We start from the raw sequence: 24,146 nt of genomic DNA, 5'->3' as shown, positions 1-24,146 counted from the left end.
TACCGTTTGGAGAGTTCTCATGGCAAAAGCACCCATGCGCGTCGCAGTGACCGGCGCTGCTGGACAGATCGGTTACGCCCTGCTGTTCCGCATCGCCGCCGGCGAAATGCTGGGCAAGGATCAACCCGTCATCCTGCAACTGCTGGAAATCCCCGATGAGAAGGCCCAAAAGGCGCTCAAGGGCGTGATGATGGAGATCGAAGACTGCGCATTCCCGCTGCTGGCTGGCATGGAAGCGCATTCCGACCCGATGACCGCATTCAAGGACGCCGATGTGGCTCTGCTGGTGGGCGCCCGCCCCCGTGGCCCGGGCATGGAACGTGCGGATCTGCTGTCGGCCAATGCCCAGATCTTCACGGCACAAGGCAAGGCACTGAACGCCGTGGCTTCGCGCAACGTCAAGGTGCTGGTGGTCGGCAACCCGGCCAACACGAACGCCTACATCGCCATGAAGTCGGCGCCGGATCTGCCGCGCGAGAACTTCACCGCCATGCTGCGCCTGGACCACAACCGCGCCCTGTCGCAGATCGCCGCCAAGACCGGCAAGCCGGTGTCGAGCATTGAGAAGCTGTTCGTGTGGGGCAACCACAGCCCGACGATGTACGCCGACTACCGCTACGCCACGATCGACGGCAAGAGCGTCAAGGACATGATCAACGACCCGGTGTGGAACAACGACGTGTTCCTGCCGACCGTTGGCAAGCGCGGCGCCGCGATCATCGAAGCCCGTGGCCTGTCGTCGGCTGCTTCGGCTGCCAACGCCGCCATCGACCACGTGCGCGACTGGGTACTCGGCACCAACGGCAAGATTGTCACGATGGGCATCCCGTCGAACGGCGAGTACGGCATTCCGAAGGACGTGATGTTCGGCTTCCCGGTCACCACCGAGAATGGCAAGTACAAGATCGTCGAAGGCCTGGAAATCGACGAGTACAGCCAAGGCAAGATCAAGATCACGCTCGACGAGCTGGAAGGCGAGCGTGCGGGCGTGCAGCATCTGCTGTGATCCGCATGATCTAAAAGAAGAAACCGGAGCGGATCGGCAGCGAACCCTCCGGTTTTTTTACACCTGCATTTCGAACAAAACGCAGGCGTTACCCGCGCCGCCCAACCGATACCAACCCGTGCACCCCACCGAGGTTTTGTTCCAGGACGATGCCCTGCCGGCCCAATTGCCGGTCTGCGACCACTACGCGGGCGCAGAAAAACTGATGCGCAAGTCGCTCGCCCTGCAACAAGCCCTTGGCCCCGTTTTCGATATCACGTTTGACTGCGAAGACGGCGCTGCCGTCGGCCAGGAACGTGCGCACGCCGAAATGGCCGCCGCACTCATCAACGGTGACGACAACCGCTTCAACCGCGTTGGCGTGCGCATCCACGATCCGAACCACGATGCGTGGACGCAGGACGTCGACATCCTAGTAGGCCTTGCCGGCCGCCGACTCGCCTACGTGACCGTGCCCAAGGTACGTGACGTGGTGGAAGCGGCGCGCGTGACCGATCGCATCAACCAGGCCGCCAAGGCTGCGGGCATTGCGCGACACCTGCCGATCCACGTGCTGATCGAAACGCATGGCGCGCTGGCGCAGGTGTTCGATATCGCTTCGTTGGTGCAGGTGGAATGCCTGAGCTTCGGCCTGATGGATTTTGTTTCGGCGCACAACGGTGCGATTCCGGGCGCGGCGATGGGCTCGCCCGAGCAGTTCGAGCATCCGCTGATCCGCCGCGCGCTGACCGATATTTCCGCCGCGTGCCACGCGCACGGCAAGGTGCCATCGCACAACGTCAGCACCGACATCAAGCACCCGGAGCGGGCCGGCGCCGATGCCGCCCGTGCCCGCAACGAGTTCGGCTATCTGCGCAAGTGGAGCATCCATCCGGATCAGATCGCGCCAATCGTTTCCGCCTTCCGCCCATCGCACGAAGAAGTGACACACGCGAGCGCCATTCTTGCGGCTGCGCAGGATGCCGCGTGGGGCCCGATCCAGCATGAAGGCCGGCTGCATGACCGCGCAAGCTATCGCTATTGGTGGGCCGTGCTGCAACGCGCGCACACCACCGGCGTGGAAATGCCAGCCGACGCCGTAGCGCGCTTCTTTGCGTGACGAGCATAAAGAGGAGATTCGCCATGACGGCAAACACCCAAACCAGCGCAGGTGCGCGCTTCCGCCAGGCGCTGGTCGAAGAATCGCCGTTGCAGATCGTCGGCGCCATCAACGCCAACCACGCGCTGCTGGCCAAGCGCGCCGGCTATCGCGCAATTTATCTGTCGGGCGGCGGTGTGGCTGCGGGCTCGCTGGGCTTGCCTGACCTCGGCATATCGGGCCTGGACGACGTTCTGACCGACGTCCGCCGCATCACCGATGTGTGTGACGTGCCGCTACTGGTGGACGTCGACACGGGTTTCGGCGCTTCCGCCTTCAACGTGGCGCGCACGACCAAGTCGCTCATCAAGTTTGGCGCTGCAGCCATGCATATCGAAGACCAGGTCGGCGCCAAGCGCTGTGGCCATCGACCCAACAAAGAGATCGTCTCGAAGGACGAGATGGTCGATCGCATCAAGGCGGCCGTCGACGCGCGCACCGACGCCAGCTTTGTCGTCATGGCCCGCACCGATGCGCTGGCCGTCGAGGGATTCGACCGCGCCCTTGAACGCGCCGTGGCCTGCGTGGAAGCCGGCGCCGACGCGATCTTTCCCGAGGCGATGACGGAACTGTCGATGTACCGCAGGTTTGTCGACGCGGTGAAGGTACCGGTGCTGGCCAACATCACCGAATTTGGCCAGACGCCGCTTTTCACGCGCGATGAGCTGGCCTCCGCAGGCGTGTCGATGATCCTGTACCCGCTGTCGGCATTCCGCGCGATGAACAAGGCCGCAGAGAACGTCTACGCCGCTATTCGTCGCGATGGCACGCAACAAAATGTGGTCGACACCATGCAGACGCGCATGGAACTGTACGACAGCATCGGTTACCACGACTACGAGGCCAAGCTGGACGCGCTGTTCGCACAGAATCGCAGTTGAGCCGGGCCAAGATCCACACCAACGCAAACAAGGAGAACGGAAGGCAAAACTGCGGGGGTAAGTTGCCCGGGAACGCCCCGAAAAACGACGCTGATGCTAGCGCGACACCTCCGTTTGGCGGAGATGCCGGGCAAGCATGTAACAGAACGTTGGGCACGGCGGGCAAATCGGTCAAAATACCGGCCGGTGTGCGAAATGCCGTGGCATTCCGTGGCCTGGCAGCCGCCTCCCCCACTCTGTCTTACCGAAGGAAACCCTATGAACAAATTCATCGTGGGCGCCTGTGCTGGCGTTCTTTCGCTGGCTGCATCGCAATATGCAACCGCCCAGGCCCCGGCCAAGCCGGCTGCCAAGAAGGCTCCGGCCAAGAAGCGCGCCGCCAAGAAGGCCGCGCCTGTTGCCGCCGTCAAGCCGGAAGGCGTCGAATGGAAGTGTGAGCTTGGCAACGAGCTGTATCTCAAGGGCGACATGGCCCGCGACCAGATCATCACGATGTACTGGAAGGGCAAGAACTACCAGCTGCCGCGCCAGATGACCCGCACCGGCGCCGACCGTTACTTCGACCAGAAGACCGGCATGGACCTGGTGGTGATCCCGTCCAAGGCCATGCTGTTCGATCGCAACGAAGGCCACCGCCTGGCCGACGAGTGCCAGACCGCCGAGATGGCTGCCGGCGCACCGGCCCCGACGCAAGCCGGCGCCCTGCGCGCCCCGGCCGGCCTGCCGCTGATGACGCCGGACAGCCCGGCTCCAGCTCCGGCCCCGGCGCCGGGCACGGCCCAACCGGCCCAGCAGTAATCCGCCATCGCGCAAGAGGCCCAGAGGAACCGCCCATGTCCGCGCCGGTTGCGAACACACGCACGAATCCAGACAAGGTCATCGTCGACGATATGACCTTGCCCGGATGCGCCGGGCGCCTTGGGCCCACCGTATCCGGGACCGTCGAGCCAACTGGCACGATGGCTCCCGGTACCGCCCTCTTCGCCTATCAGGCCATCGAGGGGCACCAGGATACCGTCGCCCGCGGCGCTCGCAGCACTGTGCTGCGGATGAAAAACGCCCGCGTGGACGACAAGCCTTTCACCACGAATGACCACGACGCCAAGAAGCGTCCGATCGCCCATGGCATCACCGCCCGCATCAACGGCGGCAAGACGTTCAGCGGGGTCGTGGCGAAGTACCAGACCGGTCAGAAGCCAGGCCGGTCAACGCGTTTGTCGGTTTGTACCTGATTTGATTTTGTCGATTTGATGTATCCGCAAGGGGCGCCCCGGCACCCCGCGCAATCCTCAAGCCTTGGAGTCATGCCATGCCCCACAATCTGAAAAAAACACTCAAGGAATTTAAGATCAACGGCGGCCAGACCGGCAAGTTCCACTCCCTGCCGCAACTGGGCAAGGAACTGGGCGTGGCGATCGAGCGCCTGCCGGTGTCGATCCGCATCGTGCTGGAGTCCGTGCTGCGCAACTGCGACGGCAAGAAGGTGACCGAAGAGCACGTTGCGCAACTGGCTAACTGGAAGCCGAACGCCGAGCGCGTCGACGAAATCCCGTTCGTGGTTGCCCGCGTGGTGCTACAGGACTTTACCGGCGTGCCGCTGCTGGCCGACCTGGCCGCCATGCGCAACGTGGCCGAGCGCATGGGCAAGAACCCAAAGAAGATCGAGCCGCTGGTGCCGGTCGACCTCGTGGTGGATCACTCGGTGCAGGTCGACCACTTCCGCGAGAAGAAAGCCCTGGACCTGAACATGCAACTGGAGTTCTCGCGCAACAACGAGCGCTACCAGTTCATGAAGTGGGGCATGCAGGCATTCGACACGTTTGGCGTGGTGCAGCCGGGCTTCGGCATCGTCCACCAGGTGAACCTGGAATACCTGGCACGCGGCGTCCATAAGAAAGACGGCGTGTTCTACCCGGATACGCTGGTCGGCACCGACAGCCACACCACCATGATCAACGGTATTGGCGTGGTGGGCTGGGGCGTGGGCGGCATCGAGGCCGAGGCCGGCATGCTGGGCCAGCCGGTGTATTTCCTGACGCCGGACGTCGTGGGTGTGGAGCTGAAGGGCCGCCTGCGCGAAGGCTGCACGGCAACGGACCTTGTGCTCACGATTACCGAAATGCTGCGCAAGGAGAAGGTCGTCGGCAAGTTCGTCGAGTTCTTCGGCGAAGGCACGGCCAGCCTGTCGCTGCCGGACCGCGCGACCATCGGCAACATGGCTCCGGAATACGGCGCCACGATGGGCTTCTTCCCGGTGGACGACAAGACCATCGATTATTTCAAGGGCACGGGCCGCACGAAGGAAGAAATCGCTGCGTTCGAAGGCTACTTCAAGGCGCAGAAGCTGTTCGGCGTACCGAAGGCCGGCGAAATCGACTACACCAAGACGCTGACGCTGGATCTGGGCACGGTGGCCCCGTCGCTCGCCGGCCCGAAGCGTCCGCAAGACCGTATCGAAATCGGCAACGTGAAGTCGACGTTCTCGTCGCTGTTCTCGAAGCCGGTCGCGGAAAACGGGTTCAACAAGAAGTCGGAAGACCTCGACAAGACCTTCACGACCACCAACGGCGTCGACGTGAAGAGCGGCGACGTGCTGATCGCTGCGATCACCTCGTGCACGAACACGTCCAACCCGAGCGTGCTGCTGGCGGCAGGCCTGCTGGCCAAGAAGGCCGTCGAAGCCGGCTTGGAAGTGGCTCCGCACATCAAGACGTCGCTCGCCCCGGGAAGCCGCGTGGTGACGAAGTATCTGGAAGCCGCCGGCCTGCTGCCGTACCTTGAGAAGCTGGGCTTTGGCGTGACCGCATACGGCTGCACGACCTGTATCGGCAACGCCGGCGACCTGACGCCGGAACTGAACGAAGCCATCGTGAAGAACGACATCGTTGCTGCCGCTGTGCTGTCGGGCAACCGCAACTTTGAAGCGCGTATCCACCCGAACATCCGTGCCAACTTCCTGGCCTCGCCGCCGCTGGTCGTTGCTTACGCCATCGCGGGCAACGTGACGCGAGACCTGATGACCGAGCCGGTCGGCAAGGGCAAGAACGGCAAGGACGTGTATCTGGGTGACATTTGGCCGACCTCGGATGAGATCGCCAAGCTGATGAAGTTCGCGATGAACGCCGACACGTTCCGCACGAACTACGAGCAGGTCAAGAAGCCGTCCAAGCTGTGGGCCAACGTCAAGGGCACGAAGGGCCAGGTCTACGACTGGCCGAAGTCGACGTACATCGCCGAGCCCCCGTTCTTCGAAGGCTTTGGCATGACGCCGGCTGCTGCCTCGGCATCGGTCAAGGGCGCACGCGCACTCGGCGTGTTTGGGGATTCCGTGACGACTGACCACATCTCCCCGGCCGGTTCGATCAAGGAAACGTCGCCCGCCGGTAAATACCTGCTGGCCAACGGCGTGCTCAAGGCCGACTTCAACAGCTACGGCTCCCGCCGCGGCAACCATGAGGTGATGATGCGCGGCACGTTCGCCAACGTGCGCATCAAGAACCTGATGATCCCGGCCCAGGCCGACGGTTCGCGCGTGGAAGGCGGCGAGACGCTGTTCCAGCCGAGCGGCGAACAAATGTCGATCTACGACGCTGCCATGAAGTACATCGCCGAAGGCACGCCGACGGTCGTGTTTGGTGGCGAAGAGTACGGCACGGGCAGCTCGCGCGACTGGGCCGCCAAGGGCACGCAGCTCCTGGGCGTGAAGGCCGTGATCGCACGCAGCTTCGAGCGTATCCACCGATCGAACCTGGTCGGCATGGGCGTGTTGCCGCTGCAGTTCAAGGGCAGCGACTCGGCACAATCGCTGGGCATCGTGGGCGACGAGACCTTCGACATCGAAGGCCTGGACGGCGAAATCAAGCCGCAACAGGACGTCACACTGGTCATCCATCGCGCCAACGGCGAGACCACGCGTGCGCAAGTGCTGCTGCGCATCGACACCCCGATCGAAGTCGACTACTACAAGCACGGCGGCATCCTGCCGTTCGTGCTGCGTCAGCTGCTGGCGGCTTAAGCTTCACGCATTGCGCTGCCCCGGTGCAGAACGGAAACCGGCTCTTCGGAGCCGGTTTTTTATTGCCTGCCGAATCAAACAAGGTGACGATGCTCCAATCCGCACGCAGGCTTTGATACAGTGTGCCGAATCGGCCGCGTGATGTGCTCGTCCCCCCTCGGCGGCGAAATTGCCATCCGCCCTTGCCTGACCGTTTCATTGCTGGAGTCCCGCACCCATGGCCCAAGTAGTACTAGCCTTCATCGTCGTGGCGGCTGCCGTGTTCTACATCCTGGTCAAGGCACCCCAGACCGACGCCCAGACGCCAGCCTCCGCCGCGCCCGCTGTAGCGGCTGCGCCCGTGCCCCCGCCTCCACCGCTGGCTGCCTCCGCGCCCGTTGCCGAGGCTCAGGTGGCACCAGCCAGCACGCCGGCCGCATCAGAACCCACAGCGGCTTCCGTACCTGCGGCCGCAAGCAGCGTGGCCTCGGGAGCATCGATACCCGTAGCCAAGCCTTAACGTTTTCGCCCTATGGGTTTCGCTATGGGCGTCGCGCAGCAGCGTACAAGGGTAAAATAATGCCCCTTCATTCTTCCAACGAACGGTACGGCACAGCATGGCAGGATTCCGCTCCAAGGCTCCCCAACGTCTTTCCCCCGATGCAGAACGGCTGGTGGCCGATGCGCTGGCGCTCGACGCGTCGGGCAGCCGCATCGAAGACGTCTATTGGGAACAAAGGCTGTCCGAACGTCTTTCCCGGCTGCTCAAGAACGGCAGCCAGACCGCGCTCGACGCCGCGCTAGACCATCTTTTCAAACACAACGAGGAAGCTTCCGACGTGCTGGCCGAACAGGCCGAGACACTGGCCGAATCGGCCATCCTCAGCTCGGGCGGCGTCGAATATGACGCGTTGCTGATCGCAGCGCCGATCCTGGCACACACGCGCTACATGATCCCGTCGGGCACGATCAAGCCCGAGATGGCGCAGACGCTACAGGTGCACCTGCAGGCCCACGTGATGGCTTCAAACGCTCGCGTGGCGCTCGCGCCGTATCTGTACAGCATCGACCAGCTGCCGCGCACCCATTCCGACACCTTTGCGCTTACGCACAAGCTGGCAGCCTATGCGCTGTCGGGCCAGCCTGCCAAGGTCGAATTGCGCGATATGCCCGAGACGGCACCGATCCTGGCCGATCCGCGCTATCTGGTGGCAATCGTCGTGGCGCAGCACGGCCAGGCGCTGTTCCGCTGGCAGGAGGACGCCAAGGAGCACCACGCAGAGCGCTCCGCCTGCCTGGAGCAATGGCGCGAACAGGTCACGCCGACCATCTCAACGCTGATGCCCGGCTGCGAGTTCGATCTGCTGCTGCCGGACGCCTTCTTCCTGTCCTGCCGCGAGTCCGACAAGCAGATCCGCCCGCTGACCGTCCGCGCTGCCGTCAATTACCTGCAGGGCGCGCTCGATATGCCGGCCAACCGGTTCGGCGCCATCATCGGCGCATTCGGTGAAGAGCAGATCGAGGAGTACCGCGTGGCTTTCACAGTGCGCGGCGAAAAAGATCTCATCTACGGCATCGTCTGGCCAGTCTACGGCCGCGACGGCGGCGCCACGGATGTCGCCGCGGAAGGCGAACCCGGCAGCCCCCTGGAGCAGATCTGCGACGAGTTGCGCGCCTGCGGCATCGAAGACATCTTCCGCCACGGCCAGCTCTTCGAACCGGAGTACTGCGAAGACTGCGGCGCCCCGCTCTATGCAGACCGCTCGGCCGAAATCGTCCACGCAGAAATGCCGGAAGACGCGCCGACCCAGCAGCCGCTGTTCCACTGACGGGCAACGCGCGTGATCAAAGCCACCTCCGGGTGGCTTTTTTATTGCTCCGCGATCGTTCATATTGATTGTCGGTTTGCGTCGCACGCGCCCCGCCGGGCTGCGGCACAATGACGGTCTTCCGCCACATGGCATCACCGCCGAACCCCAGGAGCCTCCCGATGACAACCCGTGCCCTCTTGTGTGTTCCCATCCGCGCCCTGATCCGCAACCTCGCAGCCTGTGCGCTGGCAGCGGCTGCCGCGGCGCCGTTCGCCGCGCACGCCGACGACCTGCGCATCGGCCTATCCGCCGACGTCACGTCGATGGACCCGCAGTGGAACAACGCCGGCCCCAACAACGCCATGGCGCTGCACATTTTCGAGTCGCTGGTCTTTCTCGACAAGAACGGCCGCTACACGCCTGGCTTGGCCACGTCTTGGAAACCCGTCGACGCCAACACCTGGGAGATCAAGCTCCGCCCCAACGTGAAGTGGAGCGACGGCACGCCGTTCACCGGCGAAGACGTGAAGGCATCGATCGAGCGGCCCGCGCGCCTGACCAACAGCCCGGGCCCGTTCACGAGCTATACGAAGTCGATTACCGACGTACAGATCGTCGATCCGCTCACAGTGCGACTGAAGTTGTCGACGCCCAATTACGCGAGCATCCCGAACGATCTGAACAGCCTGCCCATCATCCCGAAGAAAGTGGCCAACGCGGCGCAGGCGGACTTTGATGCGGGCCGCGCCATGATCGGCACCGGGCCGTTCCTGTTCGACCACTTCACGCGCGGGCAGGAAATCGTTCTGAAGAAGAATCCGCACTACTGGGGCCGCGTGCCGCAGTGGGACAAGGTGACGTTCAAGATCATCACCGATAATGCCGCGCGCACTGCCGCGCTGCTCTCGGGCGATGTGGATGTCGTCGAGGCCGTGCCAGCCGCGGACGTGCCGCGCATCAAGCAGGACCCGAAGTTCCACCTCGAACAGCAGGTGTCGTGGCGCACGATTTTCTGGCAGATGGACCAGAGCCGCGATATGTCGCCGTTCGTGACCGACAAGGCCGGCAAGCCGCTGGCCAAAAACCCCTTGAAGGACCATCGCGTGCGTGAGGCCATCGCACTGGCCATCAACCGCGATGCCATCGTCAGCCGCGTGCTTGAGGGCCAGGGCGTGGTCGCATCGAGCATCGTGTCGCCGCAGATCTTTGGGCATCCGGGCGGTAAGCCAATTCCATATGACCCTGCTCGCGCGAAGAAACTGCTTGCCGAGGCGGGCTATCCGGACGGCTTCGGACTCACGCTGCACGCCACCAACAACCGCTATCTGAATGATGCGCAGGTCGCGCAAACCACCGCACAGCTGCTCACGCGCATCGGCATTCAGACGAAGGTGGAAACGCTGCCGGTGGCGGCGTATTTCTCGCGTGCGCGTCAGGGCGAGTTCTCGTTCATGATGCTCGGCTGGGGCTCGGTGGCGGCCGATGTGGCGCTGCGCAGCATTCTCGGCACGCCCAACGCCCAAACGGGCTACGGCTCGTGGAACTGGGGCCGCTATAGCAACCCGGAGCTGGACAAGCTGGTGCAGACGTCGCTATCGACGGTCTCGAGCGAACAGGCACACGAGCAGGCCGCCAAGACTGCAGCGCGCTTTGCACAGACCGATTACGCGATCATCCCGTCGCATCACCAACTGGCCACGTGGGCCATGCGCAAGGGCATCCGCTACGAAGCGCGCACCGACGAATGGTCGCTCGCGTGGTTGTTCACCAAGCAATGATGATCACTTGGTAACCAACACCTTGCCGTAACGCGCTGTTACAGCAAATTCGTCGGAAGTGCCGCGTTGGGGACGCATTGGGGTAACTAGCAGGAACTTTCATCCTTGGCTTTCCTCTATCATGGCGATTTCCACGCCGACACCCTGTAACACTCGTGATGTTGCGACCCAAACTACTCTGTCTCGGCGTCGTCGCTTTGCTGGCCGCCTGCTCCAACCTGCAGACTGAACCGACCGATGCGTCGGCCCAGGCCACCAAAGCCACGCCGAGTACCCCGGCCGCGCCAGCCAAGCCGGCCACTCAGCCCGTCCCGACCACGCCGCCCATCGTCTTCGACTCGACCGATAGCAGCGGCACAACGACGGTCAATCTCCCCTCCAAGGACAAGATGAGCTTGTCCGAATACCGCGCACAAACCCGTGACCGCCTGATTCAATCGGAAGGTGCCCGCCCCGACGTGGCCGACTGCGCTGCGCATGCGAGCTGGATCATTCCGCGCTCGACCAATTTCGACCAGTTCCGCCTCCCGACGGGCGCGCTTTCCAGCGACCAAGCCAAGGTCGAGCCATGGGACTCCCGCTTCTCGTCCAGCAAGCAAGGCGCGATCAAGGTGTCGAGCGTGGTCAGCTTCAATGCCGCCGTGCACAAGCGCGGCACGGGCAATGACCAGTGGGAGCCCGTGCGCGTGCGCTGCGGGTATGACGAAGGGATGATGCTGGCGTATGAGTTGCTCGACGCCAATGGCCAGCCGTTCGCTGCCCCAGCCGCTGCGCCCTCGTCGTCGACAGCACGCACGCACTGCCGCCGCGGCCATCGCTGCACGACCAGTGCGGCTGTACGCGGCAAGAGCACGGCCAAGGGCAAGGCGTCGACAAGAGCGACGGCCAAGTCTGCCAAGGGCAGCGGCACCGCCAAGACCAAGTCGACCACGGCAAGCAAATCTACCGCCAAGTCGACGGCAAAGAAGACGACGAAGAAGTCGTCCTCCAACTAAGCGCAATGCGCCGCCGACCCAGGCGGCGCAGCGTTTATCTTCAGCCGAGATACTCCAGGATCGCCTGCAGCATGGCCGCGCCCAACGCGGCACTGCGGGCGCCATCCCAGCCCACGCGTGCGTCCGGCAGGTCGGCGTTGTCCTTGAACGGCATTTCCAGCGTCAACGACAAGCACCCATAGGTATGGCCGATGTACTTGGAGGCGAGCTTCAGCGCGTCTTCGTTGTACTTGCTAGCCTCGTAGCCGTACCGCGTCTGGAAATCCGGTGATGCACGCAGGAAGGCCGCGACAAAGCGGTCCTGATCAGCGCGCTGAGCATCGGTAAAGCCGGGCAGCATTTCACTGCCGGCCACGAACACATAGGGCAGCGCCTCGTCGCCGTGGATGTCGAAGAACAGGTCGACACCGGTTTGCTCGATGGCCTGACGCACCGCCAGGACTTCGGGACTGCGCTGGGCGTCAGGCTCCATCCACTCGCGGTTCAGGTTGGCGCCTGCGGCATTGGTGCGCAAGTTGCCCAGCGCCGAACCGTCCGGGTTCATGTTCGGCACGATATGGAAGACGGCGCGCTCGGCAAGCACACGGCCGATGGGATCGCCGCTCCAGACACCTTGGCGCGTCAGACGTGCGAGCAGGCCTTCAACGAACCACTCAGCCATCGTCTCGCCCGGATGCTGACGCGCGATGATCCACACGTTCTTCTTGCCGCGACCCGGTTCGCCGACGGTGATGCTGGTCATATCGCGGCCCTGCACCGTTTGCCCCAGGCGTTGCGTGCGCACGCCCGCCTTCGTTTGCGCAGCGGCCACGAGCGAGAGGTGGCGCTCATCCGAGTACGGCTCGAAGTATGCAAACCAGATGCTGTCATGCTCCGGCGTCACCTCGATGGTCATGGTCTTGCCGTCATAGCGTGTAGGCACCCGAAACCAGTGCTCGCGGTCGTACGAGGCGACGGCGCGGTAGTCTTTCCAGCCGGCGGCGTAGGTGCATTCACCGGCGTTTTCCAGCGCGAGCCTGCAGGCTTGGCCCTGCACGCCTTGCAGCCGGAAGTGGAACCACTGCATGAAGTCTGCGTGCGAATCGCGGCGAATGCGCAGGCGGATGGCATCGGCGCGGGCGGCATCGATGATTTCGATGGCGCCGCTGTCGAACGCGCTGGAGATGTGCGGTTGATTGGCGGTCATGTCGGATCCTGTCATCAGGTGAGCTTGCGGCGGAAGACCCAGCGCTCGTCGTCGGAATCGGCAGCGGCAAAGGCATAGCCGTCGACATCGAACGCCTTGAGCTTGCGCGGATCGGTGAGGCGGTGCTCGATCGCGTAGCGCGCCATCAGACCGCGGGCACGCTTCGCGTAGAACGAAATGATCTTGTACTGGCCGTTCTTCCAGTCTTCAAAAACCGGCGTGACGATGCGCGCCTTGAGCACCTTGGGCCGCACCACCTTGAAATACTCTTCCGACGCGAGATTGACGAGCACGGGATCGTCGTCCTGCTTGAAGAGCTTGTTCAGCGCCAGCGTCACCTCGTCGCCCCAGAAGGCGTACAGGTCCTTGCCGCGCGGATTGGCAAGGCGCGTGCCCATTTCCAGCCGATACGGCTGCATCCAGTCGAGCGGGCGCAGCACGCCGTACAGCCCCGACAGAATCCGCAGATGCTTCTGCGCGAACTGCAGATCGTCGACGGCCAGCGAATTGGCGTCGAGCCCGCCGTAGACATCACCGTCGAAGGCCAGCGCGGCCTGCTTGCTGTTCTCGGCCGTGAATTCGGACGACCAATCCGCATAGCGCGTGGCATTAAGCGCCGCCAGCGGGTCGGAAATGTGCATCAGCGTGCCGATCTGGGCCGGCGACAGCTTGCGAAGCACTTCAATGAGTTCTGCGGAGCGCGCGATGAAATCGGGCAGCGTGTGGGTCTTGGTGCGCGGCGGTGTGTCGTAGTCGAGCGACTTGGCCGGCGAGAGGACGATGATCATGTCAGAATCGCGGTTCACAAGTTTGGAATTGTATCGAATGGCAGACGCTGCCGCCCTCGCCCACTCCACCCAGGCTCCGGCCCCGCGCGTGGTGCTGGACTCCAACATCTGGGTCGACATCCTGATCTTCGACGATGCGGTGGCGCGACCGATCCGCGCCGCGCTGGAAGCCGGCCGGCTGGACGCCATCATCAGCCCGGCCTGTCGCGAAGAACTGCGCCGCGTGCTCGACTACCCGCAATTCGCGCATTACGCCGTCGACGCGCAAGCCGCTCTGGCGTGGGTCGATCGCGTGACACGGTCCGTTGCAGATCCTGAAGAAGCCGCCCGGACGCAAGGCGAGGCGTTCGTCCCGCGTTGCAAGGATCGCGACGACCAGAAATTCCTCGCGCTGGCCGATGCCGCCGACGTTGCCTATCTCGTTTCCAAGGATCGCGCCGTACTCAAGCTCAAGCGCCGCATGGCCAAGTACTGCGACGTGGCGGTGCTGCCGCCCAAGCAGTTCGTCGCAGCGGTCCAGTTGGAAAGCGCTCCCCTCGCTGAAACCCAAAATCAAGCCTGAAGCCGTATTGCCATGACCACCGTTGAATCGCTCGCGCCCATCGCACCGCCGCCGTCGCGGCTGCCGAATGTCGGTACCACCATCTTCACCGTGATGTCGGCGCTGGCCGTGGAAAAGCAGGCCGTCAACCTGGGCCAGGGCTTTCCGGATTTCGATTGCGACCCGCGCATCGTCGATGCGGTGTCCGACGCCATGCGCGCCGGCCTGAACCAATACCCGCCGATGACGGGCGTGCCCGCCCTGCGCCAGGCCATCGCCGCGAAGGTCGCTAATCTGTACGGCCACGCTTACGATGCCGACCGCGAGATCACCGTCACCGCCGGCGCCACGCAGGCGCTGCTGACGACCGTGCTGTGCTGCGTGCATCCGGGCGATGAAGTCATCGTCTTCGAGCCGACGTACGACAGCTACATTCCGTCGATTGAACTGGCGGGCGGCAAGGTCGTGCCAATCACACTGAATGCGCCGGACTTCCGCATCCCGTTCGACACGCTGGCGGCGGCCATCACACCGCGCACGCGCCTGATCATGCTCAACACACCGCACAACCCGACCGGCACGGTCTGGCATGCGGACGACATGCGCAGGCTCGCCGAGATCCTGGCGCCGACCAACGTGCTGCTGCTCTCCGATGAGGTGTACGAGCACATGGTGTACGACGGCGTGCCGCACGCCTCCGTCGCACGCATTCCCGAGCTGGCGCGGCGCGCCTTCGTGGTGTCGAGCTTCGGCAAGACGTATCACGTGACGGGCTGGAAGGTCGGCTACGTGGCCGCCCCCGCCGCACTCATGGCGGAATTCCGCAAGGTGCACCAGTTCAACGTGTTCACCGTCAACACGCCAATGCAGCACGGCCTGGCGAGCTACATGGCGGATCCGCGTCCGTATCTGGAGTTGCCGGCGTTCTACCAGCACAAGCGCGACCTGTTCCGCGCCGGGCTGGAGAAGACGCGCTTCAAGCTGCTGCCCTGCCAGGGCACGTACTTCCAGTGCGTGGATTACAGCGCCATCTCCGATCTGCCCGAGGCCGAGTTCGCCAAGTGGCTGACGAGCGAGATTGGTGTGGCGGCGATCCCCGTATCGGCGTTCTACTCCCAGCCGCACGAATCGGGCGTGGTGCGCTTCTGCTTCGCCAAGAAAGACGAAACGCTCCAGGTTGCCCTGGAGCGCTTGTCGAAGGTGTAAGACCGTAAGGCCGAGGCCGATCAGCGCTTGCTGGCGTAGTGCGCCAGCATCTGCTCCAGATTGGCCTTGCTGTCTGCCCGAACTTTCTGCACGTTCGGGTTTTCCGCCATCTGGGCCAGGTAGGGCTTGACGCCCTCGACCTGCGCCAGCAGGTCTTCACCGTAGATGATCTTGGTGGCCTGGCTGACCAGCGGGAAGTGCACAATGGCCGCGCAGTCCGCAATGGTGAACGTGTCGCCCGCGACGTAAGGCGAGAACTTGAACAGCTTGGCCGCCGCCGGAATGTTCTTCTGCAGTTGTTCGCGCACCTTGACCTTCAGGTTGTCGCTGATCTTGCCGCCGAAGAACGCTTCGGGAAACAGCTGGCGCGCCACCAATTCCAGGTGCAGCTCCAGGAAAGTCACGACCTCTCGCACCTTGGCTGCCTGAAACGGATCGGCCGGAATCAGCGGATGTTCCGGATAGCCCGCTTCCAGATAGTCGACAATGACCTGCGATTCGCACATGCCGCGATCGCCATCTTTCAGATACGGCACCTTGTGCAGCGGCGAGATTTCGCCGTCGGTCTGGTCCGGCCAGCGCAGTGATTCCTCAAAAGGGATGCCCTTTTCCAGCAGGGCGAGCTTGACCTTGTTGTAGTAGTTGCTCGCAGAAAAGCCGTAAAGCGTCAGCATGAACCCGTCTCCTTGGTAATTTGGCCGCTGGTTATGGTCGGTGCGGATGCCAGAAATCGCACGCTCGTGCTATTTTAGCCAGACTTCTTTCGATCGCAGCGGATTTCATATGCAGACTATCGGGATTGTGGGCACGGGCGCCATGGGGCGCGGCATTGCGCAGATCGCGGCCCAGGCAGGTTTGCGCGTCAAGCTGTTCGACGCCAACCCGCAAGCCGTGGAAGCGGCGCGCACTGCACTAGCCGATACGCTCGCCAAGTTGGCCGCCAAGGGCAAGATGACGGCGGAGGAAGCCGACGCCACCGTCGCGCGGCTCGTTCCTGCAGGCGCGCTCACCGATCTGGCGGACTGCGATCTCGTGGTCGAGGCCATCGTCGAGAAGCTGGACGTCAAACGCGACCTCTTCCGTCAGCTCGAAAACATCGTCCGCGCGGATGCGATCCTGGCGTCGAATACATCGTCGCTGTCGATCACTGCGATTGCCGCGACATGCAAGCACCCCGAACGCGTCGCGGGTTTCCACTTCTTCAACCCGGTGCCGCTGATGAAGGTGGTCGAAGTCATCGACGGCCTGCGCAGCGCGCCCGCCACCGGTGACGCCCTGGCCGCACTCGCCAAGCGCATGGGGCACAGCGCCGTGCGCTGCATCGACATGCCGGGCTTCATCGTCAACCACGCCGGGCGCGGCATGAATACCGAGGGCCTGCGCGTGGCCCAGGAAAGTGTGGCGGCGTATGCGGACATCGACGCCATCATGCGCGAGCAGGCGGGCTTCCGCATGGGGCCGTTCGAGTTGATGGACCTCACAGGGCTGGATGTCTCGCATCCGGTAATGGAATCGGTCTACCGCCAGTTCTACGACGAGCCGCGCTATCGTCCGTCGCAGATCACGGCGGTGCGCTTTGCGGGCGGCATCCTGGGCCGCAAGACGGGCGAAGGTTTCTACCGCTATCCGGAAGGACAGAAGCAGATCCCCGCTGAGGCGCCAGTACCGTCTGCGCGCCCATCTTCGGTGTGGATCAGCCGCGCGCATGACGCCGGCCACGCCGCGGCGCAGCGCCTGTTGCTCGATCTGGGCATCACGCCCGAAGCCGGTTCCAAACCGTCCGCCGATGCACTGATCATCGTCACGCCGCGCGGGCTTGATGCCACGGCCTGCGTGGCCGCCGAGGGCCTTGACGCACGCCGCACAGTCGCGCTCGACACGCTCTATCCGTTTGCCGCCACCAAGCGCCGCACGCTGATGACGACACCCGCCACAGATGCGGCCTACCGCGATGCCGCACACGGCTTGCTCGCGTCCGACGGCGTACCCGTCACGGTGATCCGCGATTCCGGTGGGTTTGTCGCGCAACGCATCGTGGCCTGCATCGTCAACATCGCGTGCGACATCGCTCAGCAGCGCATTGCCACGCCCACGGACATCGATCTGGCCGTCACGCTGGGGCTCGGTTACCCGCAAGGGCCATTGGCACTCGGCGATACGCTAGGCGCGAACGCCATTCTGGAAGTCCTGCAAAACCTCTACACGCTCTATGGCGACCCGCGTTATCGCCCGAGCCCGTGGCTGCTGCGCCGTGCCCGTCTGGGCATGTCGCTGCTCACGCTTGATGCCTGATTGCCGCTTACCCTGACGAGGCCGCCATGACCGCGCAATTGCTCTCCAAACGCATCGGTTCGACGCTGGTGCTGACGCTGTCCAACCCTGACGCGCGCAACGCGCTGGACCCCGTGATGTACACCGCGTCGATGGAAGCGCTAGACCGCGCCGTCACCGACAACGAGATCCGCGCCGTCATCTTCACGGGCGCAGGCAATGCCTTCTGTGCGGGCGGCAACCTGAACCGCCTGCTGGAAAACCGGAGCAAACCGAGAAGCGTTCAGGAAGAAGGCATCGACGCGCTCAACCACTGGATCGAGACGATCCGCACGTTTCCCAAGCCGGTGATTGCCGCAGTGGAAGGCCCGGCAGCCGGCGCAGGTTTCTCGCTGGTGCTGGCGTGCGACTTTGCGATTGCCGCGTCGGATGCGAAGTTCGTGATGGCGTACGTGAACGTGGCGCTCACGCCGGACGGCGGCGGCTCCTGGCACATCGCGCGCTTCCTGCCGCGCCCGCTGGCGAGCGAAATCATCATGCTCGGCAAGCCCGTTGGCGCGGAGCGGCTGGCGCACTTCGGCCTCGTCAACGAAGTGGTCAAACCCGGCGAGGCGCTGGACCAGGCGTTGGCGCTGGCGGAAAAACTCGCAGCGCAATCACCGCATGCGGTAGGCCGGATCAAGGGTCTGATCACCCACGCTGAAGACGCCTCGCTGCACGATCACCTCAAGGCCGAGCAGCTCAGCTTTGTCGAAGCGCTGCACCACGCCGACGGCAACGAAGGCATCTCGGCGTTCCTGCAAAAGCGCAAACCTCAATATCGCTAATTTCCGGCTCGCATGGTTCCCTTCCCGACACCCCAGCGTCGCCGCATCTATCTGATGCGTCATGGCGCCGTGACGTACTTCGACGAAACCGGCCGCCCCGTTCCGTCGCCCGAAGCCGTACCGCTGAACGAACTCGGCCGCAGCCAAACCACCGCTGCAGGCAAAATCTTCGCCGCAGAAAACATCGTCTTCGACCGCGTGATCGTCAGCGGCCTACCGCGCACGGTGGAAACCGCGCAGCGTGTGCTGGCCGAGATGCCCGCGATGCAGGAACGCGGCATCGCGCTTGAACACTGGCCCGAGCTGCAGGAAATCCGCGGCGGCAAGCTGGCGGAGATTCCCGAGCATGAACTCGCGCAAGCGTTCATCGGCGCGTTTGAAGGCACGGTGTCGGAAGACCGGCGCTTCCTCAACGGTGAGAGCATCGGCGAATTTCTTGACCGGGTGATTCCGCCAATCGCCCAGTTGCGCGCGCAAACCGACTGGGACACCGTACTGCTGGTGCTGCATGGCGGCACCAACCGCGCGATCCTCTCGCACGCCATCACCGGCGGCGAGCGCGTGTTCTTCGGCAGCCTCGCGCAAACCGCCGGCTGCATCAACGTGCTCGATGTTGGCGAGGCCCCGACCGACTGGGTGCTGCGCATGAGCAATTTTTCGGCGCCTTCGCCAACGCATGTCGGCTCACGACTCACGACGATGGAAGTGCTGCTGCAGCAATACCTTCGCCATCGCCAACCGACCTGAACTTTCCTCGATACACAACAAGATTCGGAGACACACCCATGGCACAAACGGACCAGCAGGATTTCTCGGCGTTCGAGGGCACGCGCCCGGTAGCGGATCAGCAGAAGTTCGACATCGGCGCGCTAGAGGCGTGGATGCGCGAACACGTTGAAGGCTTTGCCGGCCCGCTCACCGTTGAGCAATTCAAGGGCGGCCAGTCGAACCCGACGTTCAAGCTGATCACGCCGTCGCGCACGTACGTGATGCGCGCGAAGCCCGGTCCGAAGGCGAAGCTGCTGCCGTCCGCACACGCGATCGAACGCGAGTACCGGGTGATGGATGCACTGGCCAAGACCGACGTGCCCGTCGCCAAGATGTTCGCGTTGTGCGAAGACGAAGCCGTGATCGGCCGCGCCTTCTACATCATGGAATTCGTCCAGGGCCGCGTGCTGTGGGATCAGGCCCTGCCCGGCATGGAGCCCGCCGAGCGCACCGCCATCTATGACGAGATGAACCGCGTCATCTCAGCACTGCACACCGTCGACTACGCCGCCATCGGCCTGGCCGATTACGGCAAACCCGGCAACTATTTCGCGCGTCAGATCGAGCGCTGGAGCAAGCAGTACAAGCTGTCGGAAACCGAGTCGATTCCGGCCATGGACAACCTGATCGAATGGCTGCCCAAGCACGTGCCGCAGGAAGCCGAGGAAATCACCAGCATCGTCCACGGCGACTACCGGCTCGACAACCTGATCTTCCACCCGACCGAGCCGCGCGTGCTGGCCATCCTCGACTGGGAGCTGTCAACGCTCGGCCATCCGCTGGCCGATTTCAGCTACCACTGCATGAGCTGGCACATCGAGCCGGGGCAGTTCCGCGGCGTGGCGGGTCTGGACTTCGCGGCACTGGGCATTCCCACCGAAGCCGAGTACATCCGCCAATACGAAGAACGCACCGGCCGCCGCATCACGGGCGACTGGAACTTCTACCTCGCCTACAACATGTTCCGCATTGCCGGCATCCTGCAGGGGATCATGAAGCGCGTGGTGGATGGCACGGCGTCTTCGGCACAGGCGCTGGAGGCAGGCAAACGCGCCCGCCCGATGGCCGAACTGGGCTGGAAGTACGCGCAGCAGGCCGGCGCCTGACGCCGCGGCTTTACTCGTACTCGCGCGCCGCTTCCAGCGGACCGGACATTGGCGCTTCCAGCTCCAGCACCACCCCGCCCGGCAACTGCACGAAGATCTGTGCGGCAGGCCGCGCGGGGTGTTTTCTGACCTGGTGCGGCACGCCACTCTCGCGCACGGCGGCCAGCACATCGGCCGCGTCCTTCCCGGTGCGGAACGCGATGTGCGAGAACACCAGTTCCGGCGTGTCGCCCTCCTGCGTCACGAGGTGGACCAGCGCATCGTCGTTCTGGTACAGCCACGTGCCGGGAAACGGAAACGCCGGGCGCGGCCCCGGTTTCCAGCCAAGCACATCGGCGAAGAATTTCAGGATGGGCGCATCTCCTGCCACGTGAAAGTTCACGTGGTCGAAGGTCCAATCACTGTCAGTCGTCATAGCAAACCACCTCCTTCAATGTCGATGATGGCGCCGGTCATGAAGCCGTTGGTCAAGGCCAGCAGATAGCCTTGGGCAAGGTCTTCCGGCGTGCCGACACGGCCGACCGGCAAGCCGCTGCCGATGCGTGCGAGCATGGCCTGCCGATCGGCTGGCGCGCCCCACACTTCCGTATCCACCACGCCCGGGCTGATCACGTTGACGCGGCGCGGTGCGAGTTCCTTCGCCAGGTTCTTGGCGGCGGCTTCCACTGCAGCATTGATCGAGCCACGCAGCAAGCCGGTTGCCGTTGCCTTGCGCGAGAGCAGACCCGAGGTGAGCGTAATCGATGCGCGTTCCGCCAGATACGGCAACGCAGCCTGCACCGCCATCAGTGCGGCAAACAACTTGGTGCCGAAGGCCTGCTCAAGATCGGCACGCTGCAGCGAAGCAAACGGCGGCGGGCTCGTGCGCGAGCCGATGGTGATGACAAGGTGATCGATCTTGCCACTGGGCGACAACTGGGCTGCCTGCGCCAGCGCGCTGCCCAGCGACGCCGTGTCGTTCGCGTCGACAGCAATGCCGTGCGTGCCGTCCGTCGCTTTGGCCGAGCGCCCCAGCACCGTCACGCGCGCCCCCTCGGCTGCCGCCGCGTGCGCCACCGCCTGGCCAATACCGGCCGTACCGCCCAACACCACCACGGACTGATCCTGCAAGGTCTTCGAAGTCATGCCAATGCTCCTTTGAGAAGAGAAACAAAAAAACCGTCAATCGACTGGGGCCATTTTTTCATCAAACAAAAGCAAGATAATCTGGCTATGCTTTGATGATTCTCCAAATCTGCTTTGACAATGATCGCCCTCGACGACCTCCGCCTGCTGGTGCGCATTGCTGACGCCGGCAACCTCTCCGCCGCCGCGCGTCAGCTCGGCTGGCTGCCCGCCACCGCCAGCGCGGCGCTCAAGCGCGTGGAGACCGAACTCGGCGCCCGCCTGTTCGAGCGCACCACACGCAGCATGCGGCCGACTGAAGCCGGTCAGCGCTATCTAGGCTATGCAAGACAGGCGCTGGAGGCGCTGGACGAAGGTGCAGAAAGCCTGGGGCAGGATCGCACCGAGCTGTCTGGCCCCATCCGCATTGCAGCCACATCCGACCTAGGGCGACACATCCTGCGCCCATGGCTCGATGCCTTCTGCGATGAGCACCCCGGTGTGCGCATCACGCTGGTGCTCGGTGACCGGCTGGCCGATCTGATGCGCGAAGACCTCGACTTCGCGCTGCGCTACGGGCATCTGCAGGATTCGGCGCTCGTGCGGCGGCCGTTGGCGTCGCATCCACGCGTGATCGTGGGCGCGCCGTCGTATTTCAAACAGCATGGCCGGCCCGCACACCCGAGCGACCTTGCCGACCACCGCTGCCTGATCCTCCTGCGCAACGGCGAGCCCGTCACGCGCTGGCAACTCACGCACGCCAGCGGCCCCGCCCCGATCGACGTGCGCGGCGATTTCCAATGCGACGACGGCGCCGTGGTGCGCGACTGGGCGATCGCGGGGCGTGGCCTAGCGTTCAAATCATGGTTGGATGTAGCGCAAGACGTGAGCGCCGGCCGGTTGGAGGTGGCATTGCCGGCATGGAGCCATGCACCCACGCCGCTGCAGCTTGTCGCCCTTGCGCGCCGCCATCGACCAGCGCGGCTGACGGCCTGCTCGGACTTTCTTGCCGCACGCTTTGCGGAGTTCAGCGCGCGTTACCCGTTCCCGTCGGCAACGGCGGCAACGGCGGCAACGGCGGCAACGACATCGCCCAAGCCGGTCAAGGCCACCAAAGCCAAGTCGGCCGTCGCGGTGAATACGTAGGCATTCTTATTGGATGTTGCGGCGGCGCTGATTGCGTCCGCTTCTGCGTTCGTCAACGCCCATCGGCGAATGCGGCCACCGCGTCATCCAGCGCCACCTCCGCCATTGCGGCGAATACGTGATCGCGCAGCCAGCGGCTGGCGGCGTCCTGGTCGCTGTTGGTGTGCCAGTACAGGTACAGCTCCAGCGGCTGCACGTTGAACGGCAGCGGCAGCATCACGTTGCCATACGGCTCATTGGCGATGCGCGCGTAGCGGATCGGCAATGTGGCGAGCAGATCCGTGCAGCTCACCACGCGGCAGGCGGCCGGGTAATGCTGGCAACGCAGCCGCACGCGCCGCTCATGGCCGAGCCGGCGCAACTCCACATCTTCCAGCCCTGCCCCGCGACGCCGGGACGACACATGCACGTGTTCGCACGCCAGATAGCGCTCCAGCGTCAACGGCGCATTTGCGATGGGGTGGCCCGGGCGCGCCAGCACCACCATCGGGTCGGTCAGCAGCGGCGCATGCCGAATGGCCGGAGATGCCGGCAGCAGAATGTCCGCAGCCGCATCAATGGTGCCCGCCAGCAACTCGGTTTCGAGCTGGCGGCGGTCTCCACGCACGGTCGTCACGTCGATGCGCGGCGCCTCCTTGGCAATGGCGGCCATGAGCGGCGGCAGCAGTGTGGCTTCCAGCGCATCGCGCATCGACAACGTGAAGCGGCGCTCGCTCGTGGCGGGGTCGAAACGCGTGCCTTCGCGCAAAGTGCGCTCGAAGCCCTGCAGTGCGCTGCGCACCTCGGCGATGAGCGTGCGCGCCAGCGGCGTCGGCACCATGCCTTGCCCGCGCCGCTCGAACAGCGGGTCGTCAAACAGCTCGCGCAATCGCCCCAGCGCGTGGCTTACGGCGGGCTGCGTCAGGTTGAGCGTGCGTGCGGCCGCCGTGATGCCGCCCTCCGTGTAGATCGCATCGAAGACGACAAACAGGTTCAGGTCGACCCGGGAAATATGCATGGTATTGATGGACTGTAATCTACTAAATTCATTTCTCTTATTGTAGGCGAAGGCTTATTCTGCGGACACCACTTGGGAGTTGCGCCACGCGCCATGACCACACCCCCCGATCTCGCCATTCCCCCGGGCTTTGTTCTGCTGAACAAGCCGAGCCCTTTCCTGACGATGCTGGGGCCGGTGTATGCCAAGGGGATGGGCGCGTCGATGGTGATGGGTTTTCACATACAGCATCACCACCTGAACCGGCGCGGCATTCTGCATGGCGGCGTGGTGGCATCGCTGGCCGATGCGGCGCTCGGTTATTGCCTGGCCGAACCCGGCGAAGGCACCGGCGGCGCGCTGGCCATGTCGACCGCCAGCCTGACGGTGGATTTCATCGCCTCTGCCGGAGAAGGCGACTGGATCGAGATCACCCCGGAAGGATTGCGCACGGGCAGCAAGCTGGCCTTTGCGCAGGCGCTCTTCCATCGCGGCGACCGGTTGATTGCGCGCGCGAGTGCCGTATTTGCCGTGCTAGGCGGACGTATTTGACGGATGGCCGAGCCCGTCTGAACTGAGTTGCTGGTTGCCCGTTCGAGGCGCTTGTTCGATGTACTGAGGAGA

The 24,146-nt window shown here is 64.0% G+C and carries 24 protein-coding genes; 18 read left to right on the top strand and 6 right to left on the bottom strand.

Annotation, left to right across the window (positions count from 1 at the left end; genetic code table 11):
* Positions 1 to 19: 19 nt before the first annotated feature.
* From ACEN9T_RS15085 to ACEN9T_RS15040, 10 genes are all read left to right on the top strand, one after another.
* Positions 20 to 1,006, top strand: a complete 987-nt coding sequence (locus tag ACEN9T_RS15085) for a malate dehydrogenase (protein ID WP_024975343.1) — start codon at positions 20 to 22, stop codon at positions 1,004 to 1,006.
* 118 nt (positions 1,007 to 1,124) lie between these two features.
* Positions 1,125 to 2,105 (top strand): HpcH/HpaI aldolase/citrate lyase family protein, encoded by a 981-nt coding sequence (locus ACEN9T_RS15080; protein ID WP_413708151.1) that lies wholly within the window; start codon positions 1,125 to 1,127, stop codon positions 2,103 to 2,105.
* A gap of 23 nt (positions 2,106 to 2,128) precedes the next feature.
* The gene (prpB, locus tag ACEN9T_RS15075) at positions 2,129 to 3,025 is read left to right on the top strand and encodes a methylisocitrate lyase (protein ID WP_413708150.1); all 897 of its coding nucleotides are present in this window, start codon (positions 2,129 to 2,131) and stop codon (positions 3,023 to 3,025) included.
* A 258-nt stretch (positions 3,026 to 3,283) separates the two neighbouring features.
* On the top strand, positions 3,284 to 3,823 hold the full coding sequence (locus ACEN9T_RS15070) for a hypothetical protein (RefSeq protein ID WP_413708149.1): 540 nt from the start codon (positions 3,284 to 3,286) through the stop codon (positions 3,821 to 3,823).
* A gap of 35 nt (positions 3,824 to 3,858) precedes the next feature.
* A complete protein-coding gene (locus ACEN9T_RS15065) occupies positions 3,859 to 4,257 on the top strand; it encodes a 2-methylcitrate dehydratase (protein WP_413708148.1) in 399 nt (132 codons plus the stop codon).
* Positions 4,258 to 4,334: 77 nt separating this feature from the next.
* Complete coding sequence (gene acnA / locus ACEN9T_RS15060) at positions 4,335 to 7,040, top strand: aconitate hydratase AcnA (RefSeq protein ID WP_413708147.1); 2,706 nt, start codon at positions 4,335 to 4,337, stop codon at positions 7,038 to 7,040.
* Between the two features lie 217 nt (positions 7,041 to 7,257).
* A complete protein-coding gene (locus ACEN9T_RS15055; RefSeq protein ID WP_092969640.1) occupies positions 7,258 to 7,539 on the top strand; it encodes a hypothetical protein in 282 nt (93 codons plus the stop codon).
* A gap of 97 nt (positions 7,540 to 7,636) precedes the next feature.
* A complete protein-coding gene (locus ACEN9T_RS15050) occupies positions 7,637 to 8,848 on the top strand; it encodes a DUF2863 family protein (RefSeq protein WP_092969638.1) in 1,212 nt (403 codons plus the stop codon).
* Positions 8,849 to 9,009: 161 nt separating this feature from the next.
* Entirely contained in the window at positions 9,010 to 10,608 is a 1,599-nt protein-coding gene (locus tag ACEN9T_RS15045; RefSeq protein ID WP_413708146.1) for an ABC transporter substrate-binding protein, read from the top strand.
* Between the two features lie 158 nt (positions 10,609 to 10,766).
* Complete coding sequence (locus ACEN9T_RS15040) at positions 10,767 to 11,603, top strand: BspC domain-containing protein (protein WP_413708145.1); 837 nt, start codon at positions 10,767 to 10,769, stop codon at positions 11,601 to 11,603.
* A gap of 40 nt (positions 11,604 to 11,643) precedes the next feature.
* Here the strand turns inward: ACEN9T_RS15040 and ACEN9T_RS15035 are convergent, their stop codons facing one another.
* Both ACEN9T_RS15035 and yaaA read right to left on the bottom strand, forming a co-directional pair.
* Positions 11,644 to 12,789: a M14-type cytosolic carboxypeptidase gene (locus ACEN9T_RS15035; RefSeq protein ID WP_413708144.1), complete on the bottom strand. Its 1,146-nt coding sequence runs from the start codon at positions 12,787 to 12,789 to the stop codon at positions 11,644 to 11,646.
* A gap of 14 nt (positions 12,790 to 12,803) precedes the next feature.
* On the bottom strand, positions 12,804 to 13,577 hold the full coding sequence (gene yaaA / locus ACEN9T_RS15030; protein ID WP_413708143.1) for a peroxide stress protein YaaA: 774 nt from the start codon (positions 13,575 to 13,577) through the stop codon (positions 12,804 to 12,806).
* Between the two features lie 37 nt (positions 13,578 to 13,614).
* Between yaaA and ACEN9T_RS15025 the strand changes: the two genes are divergently transcribed.
* Together ACEN9T_RS15025 and ACEN9T_RS15020 are read left to right on the top strand one after the other, a co-directional pair.
* The gene (locus ACEN9T_RS15025; protein WP_413708142.1) at positions 13,615 to 14,139 is read left to right on the top strand and encodes a putative toxin-antitoxin system toxin component, PIN family; all 525 of its coding nucleotides are present in this window, start codon (positions 13,615 to 13,617) and stop codon (positions 14,137 to 14,139) included.
* Positions 14,140 to 14,151: 12 nt separating this feature from the next.
* Positions 14,152 to 15,324, top strand: coding sequence for a pyridoxal phosphate-dependent aminotransferase (locus tag ACEN9T_RS15020; protein WP_092969627.1), 1,173 nt, complete (start codon positions 14,152 to 14,154; stop codon positions 15,322 to 15,324).
* Between the two features lie 20 nt (positions 15,325 to 15,344).
* Here the strand turns inward: ACEN9T_RS15020 and ACEN9T_RS15015 are convergent, their stop codons facing one another.
* Complete coding sequence (locus tag ACEN9T_RS15015) at positions 15,345 to 15,998, bottom strand: glutathione S-transferase (RefSeq protein WP_092969625.1); 654 nt, start codon at positions 15,996 to 15,998, stop codon at positions 15,345 to 15,347.
* A 109-nt stretch (positions 15,999 to 16,107) separates the two neighbouring features.
* Here ACEN9T_RS15015 and ACEN9T_RS15010 point away from each other — a divergent pair, with 109 nt between their 5' ends.
* From ACEN9T_RS15010 to ACEN9T_RS14995, 4 genes are read left to right on the top strand one after another with little or no spacing between them, the layout of a single operon-like run.
* The gene (locus tag ACEN9T_RS15010) at positions 16,108 to 17,616 is read left to right on the top strand and encodes a 3-hydroxyacyl-CoA dehydrogenase (protein ID WP_413708141.1); all 1,509 of its coding nucleotides are present in this window, start codon (positions 16,108 to 16,110) and stop codon (positions 17,614 to 17,616) included.
* Positions 17,617 to 17,642: 26 nt separating this feature from the next.
* Positions 17,643 to 18,422, top strand: a complete 780-nt coding sequence (locus tag ACEN9T_RS15005) for an oxepin-CoA hydrolase, alternative type (protein WP_413708140.1) — start codon at positions 17,643 to 17,645, stop codon at positions 18,420 to 18,422.
* Positions 18,423 to 18,434: 12 nt separating this feature from the next.
* Positions 18,435 to 19,169 (top strand): histidine phosphatase family protein, encoded by a 735-nt coding sequence (locus tag ACEN9T_RS15000; RefSeq protein WP_092969619.1) that lies wholly within the window; start codon positions 18,435 to 18,437, stop codon positions 19,167 to 19,169.
* Between the two features lie 38 nt (positions 19,170 to 19,207).
* The gene (locus ACEN9T_RS14995; RefSeq protein ID WP_413708139.1) at positions 19,208 to 20,296 is read left to right on the top strand and encodes a phosphotransferase; all 1,089 of its coding nucleotides are present in this window, start codon (positions 19,208 to 19,210) and stop codon (positions 20,294 to 20,296) included.
* A 10-nt stretch (positions 20,297 to 20,306) separates the two neighbouring features.
* Here the strand turns inward: ACEN9T_RS14995 and ACEN9T_RS14990 are convergent, their stop codons facing one another.
* Together ACEN9T_RS14990 and ACEN9T_RS14985 are read right to left on the bottom strand one after the other, a co-directional pair.
* Positions 20,307 to 20,711: a glyoxalase gene (locus tag ACEN9T_RS14990; protein ID WP_092969615.1), complete on the bottom strand. Its 405-nt coding sequence runs from the start codon at positions 20,709 to 20,711 to the stop codon at positions 20,307 to 20,309.
* Entirely contained in the window at positions 20,708 to 21,421 is a 714-nt protein-coding gene (locus tag ACEN9T_RS14985; protein ID WP_413708138.1) for an SDR family oxidoreductase, read from the bottom strand. Before ACEN9T_RS14985 ends, ACEN9T_RS14990 begins: the two co-directional genes overlap by 4 nt.
* A 120-nt stretch (positions 21,422 to 21,541) precedes the next feature.
* Between ACEN9T_RS14985 and ACEN9T_RS14980 the strand changes: the two genes are divergently transcribed.
* Complete coding sequence (locus ACEN9T_RS14980; protein ID WP_413708137.1) at positions 21,542 to 22,546, top strand: LysR family transcriptional regulator; 1,005 nt, start codon at positions 21,542 to 21,544, stop codon at positions 22,544 to 22,546.
* 52 nt (positions 22,547 to 22,598) lie between these two features.
* Here the strand turns inward: ACEN9T_RS14980 and ACEN9T_RS14975 are convergent, their stop codons facing one another.
* Positions 22,599 to 23,543, bottom strand: a complete 945-nt coding sequence (locus ACEN9T_RS14975; protein WP_045206216.1) for a LysR family transcriptional regulator — start codon at positions 23,541 to 23,543, stop codon at positions 22,599 to 22,601.
* 93 nt (positions 23,544 to 23,636) lie between these two features.
* Here ACEN9T_RS14975 and ACEN9T_RS14970 point away from each other — a divergent pair, with 93 nt between their 5' ends.
* Positions 23,637 to 24,074 carry a PaaI family thioesterase gene (locus tag ACEN9T_RS14970; RefSeq protein ID WP_413708136.1) on the top strand — a complete coding sequence of 146 codons (438 nt, stop codon included), beginning with the start codon at positions 23,637 to 23,639 and terminating at the stop codon, positions 24,072 to 24,074.
* Positions 24,075 to 24,146: the final 72 nt, after the last annotated feature.

It is taken from the genome of Ralstonia sp. Ralssp110, assembly GCF_047325135.1.
In the GTDB taxonomy this organism is placed as follows: domain Bacteria; phylum Pseudomonadota; class Gammaproteobacteria; order Burkholderiales; family Burkholderiaceae; genus Ralstonia; species Ralstonia mojiangensis.
The sequence above is the reverse complement of the archived record's forward strand: the minus strand, read 5'-3'. Positions and strand labels throughout refer to the sequence as shown.

What these genes read in the sequence shown, in the direction of transcription:
- acnA (WP_413708147.1), top strand. Translation starts at nt 4,335, where the DNA reads ATGCCCCACAATCTGAAAAAAACACTCAAGGAATTTAAGATCAACGGC.
- ACEN9T_RS15065 (WP_413708148.1), top strand. Translation starts at nt 3,859, where the DNA reads ATGTCCGCGCCGGTTGCGAACACACGCACGAATCCAGACAAGGTCATC.
- ACEN9T_RS14980 (WP_413708137.1), top strand. Translation starts at nt 21,542, where the DNA reads ATGATCGCCCTCGACGACCTCCGCCTGCTGGTGCGCATTGCTGACGCC.
- ACEN9T_RS15050 (WP_092969638.1), top strand. Translation starts at nt 7,637, where the DNA reads ATGGCAGGATTCCGCTCCAAGGCTCCCCAACGTCTTTCCCCCGATGCA.
- prpB (WP_413708150.1), top strand. Translation starts at nt 2,129, where the DNA reads ATGACGGCAAACACCCAAACCAGCGCAGGTGCGCGCTTCCGCCAGGCG.
- ACEN9T_RS15010 (WP_413708141.1), top strand. Translation starts at nt 16,108, where the DNA reads ATGCAGACTATCGGGATTGTGGGCACGGGCGCCATGGGGCGCGGCATT.
- ACEN9T_RS15055 (WP_092969640.1), top strand. Translation starts at nt 7,258, where the DNA reads ATGGCCCAAGTAGTACTAGCCTTCATCGTCGTGGCGGCTGCCGTGTTC.
- ACEN9T_RS14970 (WP_413708136.1), top strand. Translation starts at nt 23,637, where the DNA reads ATGACCACACCCCCCGATCTCGCCATTCCCCCGGGCTTTGTTCTGCTG.
- ACEN9T_RS15045 (WP_413708146.1), top strand. Translation starts at nt 9,010, where the DNA reads ATGACAACCCGTGCCCTCTTGTGTGTTCCCATCCGCGCCCTGATCCGC.
- ACEN9T_RS15015 (WP_092969625.1), bottom strand. Translation starts at nt 15,998, where the DNA reads ATGCTGACGCTTTACGGCTTTTCTGCGAGCAACTACTACAACAAGGTC.
- ACEN9T_RS15040 (WP_413708145.1), top strand. Translation starts at nt 10,767, where the DNA reads ATGTTGCGACCCAAACTACTCTGTCTCGGCGTCGTCGCTTTGCTGGCC.
- ACEN9T_RS14975 (WP_045206216.1), bottom strand. Translation starts at nt 23,543, where the DNA reads ATGCATATTTCCCGGGTCGACCTGAACCTGTTTGTCGTCTTCGATGCG.
- ACEN9T_RS15070 (WP_413708149.1), top strand. Translation starts at nt 3,284, where the DNA reads ATGAACAAATTCATCGTGGGCGCCTGTGCTGGCGTTCTTTCGCTGGCT.
- ACEN9T_RS14990 (WP_092969615.1), bottom strand. Translation starts at nt 20,711, where the DNA reads ATGACGACTGACAGTGATTGGACCTTCGACCACGTGAACTTTCACGTG.
- ACEN9T_RS15005 (WP_413708140.1), top strand. Translation starts at nt 17,643, where the DNA reads ATGACCGCGCAATTGCTCTCCAAACGCATCGGTTCGACGCTGGTGCTG.
- ACEN9T_RS15000 (WP_092969619.1), top strand. Translation starts at nt 18,435, where the DNA reads ATGGTTCCCTTCCCGACACCCCAGCGTCGCCGCATCTATCTGATGCGT.
- ACEN9T_RS14995 (WP_413708139.1), top strand. Translation starts at nt 19,208, where the DNA reads ATGGCACAAACGGACCAGCAGGATTTCTCGGCGTTCGAGGGCACGCGC.
- ACEN9T_RS15025 (WP_413708142.1), top strand. Translation starts at nt 13,615, where the DNA reads ATGGCAGACGCTGCCGCCCTCGCCCACTCCACCCAGGCTCCGGCCCCG.
- yaaA (WP_413708143.1), bottom strand. Translation starts at nt 13,577, where the DNA reads ATGATCATCGTCCTCTCGCCGGCCAAGTCGCTCGACTACGACACACCG.
- ACEN9T_RS14985 (WP_413708138.1), bottom strand. Translation starts at nt 21,421, where the DNA reads ATGACTTCGAAGACCTTGCAGGATCAGTCCGTGGTGGTGTTGGGCGGT.
- ACEN9T_RS15085 (WP_024975343.1), top strand. Translation starts at nt 20, where the DNA reads ATGGCAAAAGCACCCATGCGCGTCGCAGTGACCGGCGCTGCTGGACAG.
- ACEN9T_RS15020 (WP_092969627.1), top strand. Translation starts at nt 14,152, where the DNA reads ATGACCACCGTTGAATCGCTCGCGCCCATCGCACCGCCGCCGTCGCGG.
- ACEN9T_RS15035 (WP_413708144.1), bottom strand. Translation starts at nt 12,789, where the DNA reads ATGACCGCCAATCAACCGCACATCTCCAGCGCGTTCGACAGCGGCGCC.